The following is a 4,160-nucleotide window of genomic DNA, read 5'->3' as shown; positions in this document are numbered from 1 at the left end:
ATATAATAGTAAATCTCTTTAAGATGTTCAGCAGCTGTTTCCCATACCCCTCGATATTGCAGGTAACTAGTAATGGCGGGATTACTGCCCAGCGGTTTTATTTCTTCAATTTTATAATTTGGAACCTTAATTGCGATCCGGGGTCTGGCCTTTTGATTTAATTCTTTTTGAGCAGGGATTTTTGAAATTTCAATAGAACAGGTATCCTTAATCTTTTCAAGCACTTCTGGAAAGGAAAGAGGGAACCAGTAGGCCAGTCCCAGGTCAATTACATTACCTCCTTTAATACCGGAGTGGTTTGGCCCGCCATGATCATACCATATCCCCAGTTGCTCATTGACACAAAGCGATGCAGTTTTTTCTTCCCGGAGCATGCTAAGATAGAATAGTTCTTTGCCTGATTTATAAGCGGGAGCATAACCCAAATGGGCTAACAGATCCACAGGGGAAACTTTTTCCCGGATCTCATTCGCATTTAAGAACATAACATATAAATTAAGTTTAATGATAGTATTCTGAAAAGTTCAGAAACACAAAAGGGGCAGAATGCCCCCTTGGTTAATCCAGTATCCGCACCAAACGTTATGCGGATACTGGTTCTATATATTCGGGATTACTCACGTCGGTTCCTACGAACCGGGCCCTCGCCTGCCAATGCGCTTTCAGATTATTGATATAATCTCACCTTCGCAAAATTTCCCGCTTCCGCAGGATAATGTTTCATCCCCCAATGTCAAAGATCTTGTTGTAACTGGGAACAAAATTGGGGAGGATGAAGGCCGGGCTTTACCAACTTCAAAATGTTGGTAAAGATTTATTGCCCGAATTGAACAATTATATATTCTGTCGCTTGGGAGTCTTCGGTTTGTAACGGTTGGTTTCGTCGATATGCTTGTGGATTGAATCACACATTTCGTCCAGGTATTTGGTATAACTAAGTGTTTTTCGCCTGCGGATATCCAGGAACATGCGGTAAGCCTGGCTTAGATCAATTTGAAGACTATCTTCCAGCCATTCAACAACATCTCCAATCTCTGCTTTACCCTCATTCAATCTATTGGTATAATAAATACCATAGGCGAGTTCAATAAGTTCGACTTTGTCGCCAGACCACCAGCGCTTTTTACCGGCGAGCAATTCGGCAATAAAGACATTATCCGGGTTTTGGTAAAGAAGTTTTAGCCTCCTGATCAAGAATGATCTTAGCATTTCGTATGCCCGGAATTTGGAAAACATATAATCCTGGTTAGTAGAGAATTCGGGATCAACGGCGGTCTGTTCAGATCCGGTTGGAAAAGGAACAAGGTTAACACGTAGAAAATAGTTTTCATCCATCGCGGTCTCATCCCGCAGGAAGTATTGATAGTAAAACTGATGAATAGTAAAATACCTGTTAATGATCTTTAGCTCATCCATAAAATAATCTCGGATCATCTGATCTGTACCACTAGGTACGGCTGAAAGTATATTATATAGCTCAACCACATAAATATACCAGCTGTAAAATCGTGGCTTAATGTTTTTAAAAAAATCAATCTCATCCTCGAAATTCTCAAAAGGGTGTTCCTGTATGAGTTTTTTTAAAAGATTTAAGGTTGTTGTAATACAAAAGAGCGATTCCGTTAAATTCAGAATAGCTTCTTTTAATGATCCATTAATGCGTTCCAATTGCGCTTCCATCTCGGCATACAATTGTTCTGTGTACTTGATTAACATATAGCGGTAGATTAAAAGTAAATCCGGTCCTGCCTGTTTACTGGCAACAACTCTTACAATGGACAGGATATTATAGGACAAAATTGGGTAAATAGGTTACCGGTATAAATACGCTAATAGGAGTATTTACCTACTACAAAAGGAGTATTTTCACGTGAAGTATGAGAGGAATGGGACTTTTACTGTAAATAGCAAGGCTATTGTTCCATTTTGTGGATCAATTCAACTTTATTATTGACACCCACTTTTTCGAACACATTATGAACGTGCTTCTTTACAGTAAGCTCTGAGATGAATAGCTTCTCCCCAATACTTTGATATTTACTACCTTGTCTAAGCAGTTGCACAATTTCAATTTCCCGGTTGGTTAGCTTATACTGTGTACAGTTATCCTGGAAGGCAGACGGACGCACCCCGTTTATGGTTAAATCAATTAGTTGCTGATATTCAAGTCTTGCCTGAGTAACCGATTTAGAGATGAACATGATGGTGATAACCACAAAACCACCGTTGGTACAAATAACTTCAATCAGTTGCCCCAGATTAAAATAGGCAATTACCGTCATCATTACCCAGGGAATAACCGCGAGGTAGACCGCAACAACCTCTATGAATGTTGCCCGGCTTCTATTACCCTTATATTTTAATCGTATCGCCCTTAAAATCGCCCAGAGAAGAACAATGGAATAGCAGAAAGGAGCAATTATGCCGTATTTAACGGCAAAATCAAGGTTGTTGTTGATCGAGTAAACGATTACAAAAAAGATAAGATAAGGCAGTATCAGGAAGAGCAAAACTCCATAAATCGCGTGAAAGCGCAGGCGTTTCAAATCAAAACCTTTATAGAAGTAATACGGAAAGTAGGATGCCATCAAAAAGCCGCTGCCATAGGCAATGCTATTTTGGGCTACGATAGGAAGACCGATCTCGGGATCAGGGAAAAGACCGCCGGTAATATTATACACGATCAGCAGGAAGAGTAAAATCAAATAGTAAAGACGTTGTTTTTCCTGCGGACGGGATAAATAATGAATAAACTGGTAAAAGAACATTACAATTTCGAGCACCGCGAAAATAAATGTCACCAGTAGCATTTCTGTGCCGAAGACCTTCATATCTTATGTTTGGCCAGTTTGCGCTTTAAAAAGTAGAGCTTGTATGATAACACAAGTTCATTATATGTGTCAAAACCGAATTTCTTATACCAGGGAAGATTTCTCAGTGTCGAAGTTTCAAGAAAGATTGGCCGTTGTTGTTTCTCGCTGTCCTCAATTAACGATTGCATCAAATCGGTTCCAATTCCAGAATCCTGGTATTTTGGGTCAACACCAATGAACCACAGGTAATACATCCTTTCTTTAGGCTTCAGTTTTTTTATTTTGGCTTCCCTATCCATCGCTTTACCAATATCGGCTATACCGATACAATTAAATATCAATTTGGCATCCAGAATTACAGATTCAAGCGTGGTTTTCTTTTTGTCAGGATATAATATCAAAGCGCAGGCTTTGTTATCATCAGATAAATAAACTTCTCCAAACAAATAGCAGACCTCAAAGGAATAATCCATTAGATACCTGATTCTCTCTTGTCGTTTATCATCCTGTTTTACGATATAGTTGACACTTTGGTTCGTATCAAACGATTTGGACAGGATATCGATAATCCTGTTTTTGTTACTATAGGAGGCTCTTTTCATAGGTTATAAGATTAGAAAGCACTACGTTACAATGATTTTTATCAAAAATGGTGCTAATAAGGTTTTCTTGCTTTTTATCAGATATCTAAAGGCCTAGCCCTTACCATTTTTTTGAATAATTCACTAACTAAAGAATATGCAATATTAACTGCGATCCTAGTTATACGCAATAATTAACTAATTGTTAGGTGAGGAAAAGCACATTCCTCTCTAGGCAAAATCGTTAAATCACCCTCGTCCTCTTTTTCGGTCAGATCAAGAACGACAGTAATAACGTTTTAAGAGCTCAGTCGTATCAAATTAACGACAATGTTTAGAATTGGTTAAGGGCTAGAATGTCACCCGAATTGAATTACTCAAATTCAGCCAAATTATAATAAAAAGGGCTACATGAGCCCTTCTTCAACAAAGGAAATATATCCTTCACTGGTCAGGATGATATGGTCTAAAACATCAATATCCAGAAAACTTCCAGCAGTTCTGAGCTTCTGAGTAAGATTAATATCTGCTTGACTTGGCTTTAAATTGCCTGAAGGATGGTTGTGAGAGAGAATGATTGAGTTTGCACAGCCTTTTAAAGCCGTTGAGAAGATTAGCTTAGGATCGGCCACTGTTCCAGTCATTCCCCCTGACGAAACTTCATATATTCCTAGCACTTTATTAGCTCGGTTTAATAAAAGGATTTTAAATTGCTCTAATAAATCGATTTTATTCATATCCCAGTTTTGCAGTAATATGTTATAAC

The 4,160-nt window shown here is 38.5% G+C and carries 4 protein-coding genes and 1 pseudogene; all 5 read right to left on the bottom strand.

The genetic code is table 11. From position 1 onward, the window contains the following. Positions 1–485, bottom strand: a pseudogene (locus tag WBJ10_RS11730) (hypothetical protein); the annotation flags it as partial. A 349-nt stretch (positions 486–834) separates the two neighbouring features. Then, positions 835–1,716: an RteC domain-containing protein gene (locus WBJ10_RS11725; RefSeq protein ID WP_424290507.1), complete on the bottom strand. Its 882-nt coding sequence runs from the start codon at positions 1,714–1,716 to the stop codon at positions 835–837. A gap of 197 nt (positions 1,717–1,913) precedes the next feature. Continuing rightward, positions 1,914–2,831: a response regulator transcription factor gene (locus WBJ10_RS11720; RefSeq protein WP_424290505.1), complete on the bottom strand. Its 918-nt coding sequence runs from the start codon at positions 2,829–2,831 to the stop codon at positions 1,914–1,916. Next, complete coding sequence (locus WBJ10_RS11715; protein WP_424290503.1) at positions 2,828–3,415, bottom strand: GNAT family N-acetyltransferase; 588 nt, start codon at positions 3,413–3,415, stop codon at positions 2,828–2,830. Before WBJ10_RS11715 ends, WBJ10_RS11720 begins: the two co-directional genes overlap by 4 nt. A gap of 386 nt (positions 3,416–3,801) precedes the next feature. Beyond that, a partial coding sequence (locus tag WBJ10_RS11710) for a JAB domain-containing protein (protein WP_424290501.1) occupies positions 3,802–4,160 on the bottom strand: 359 nt, incomplete at its 5' end.

It is taken from the genome of Daejeonella sp. (assembly GCF_049655485.1).
In the GTDB taxonomy this organism is placed as follows: Bacteria; Bacteroidota; Bacteroidia; order Sphingobacteriales; family Sphingobacteriaceae; genus Daejeonella.
Note: the sequence above shows the minus strand (reverse complement) of the source record. Positions and strands in the feature narration are given on the sequence as shown.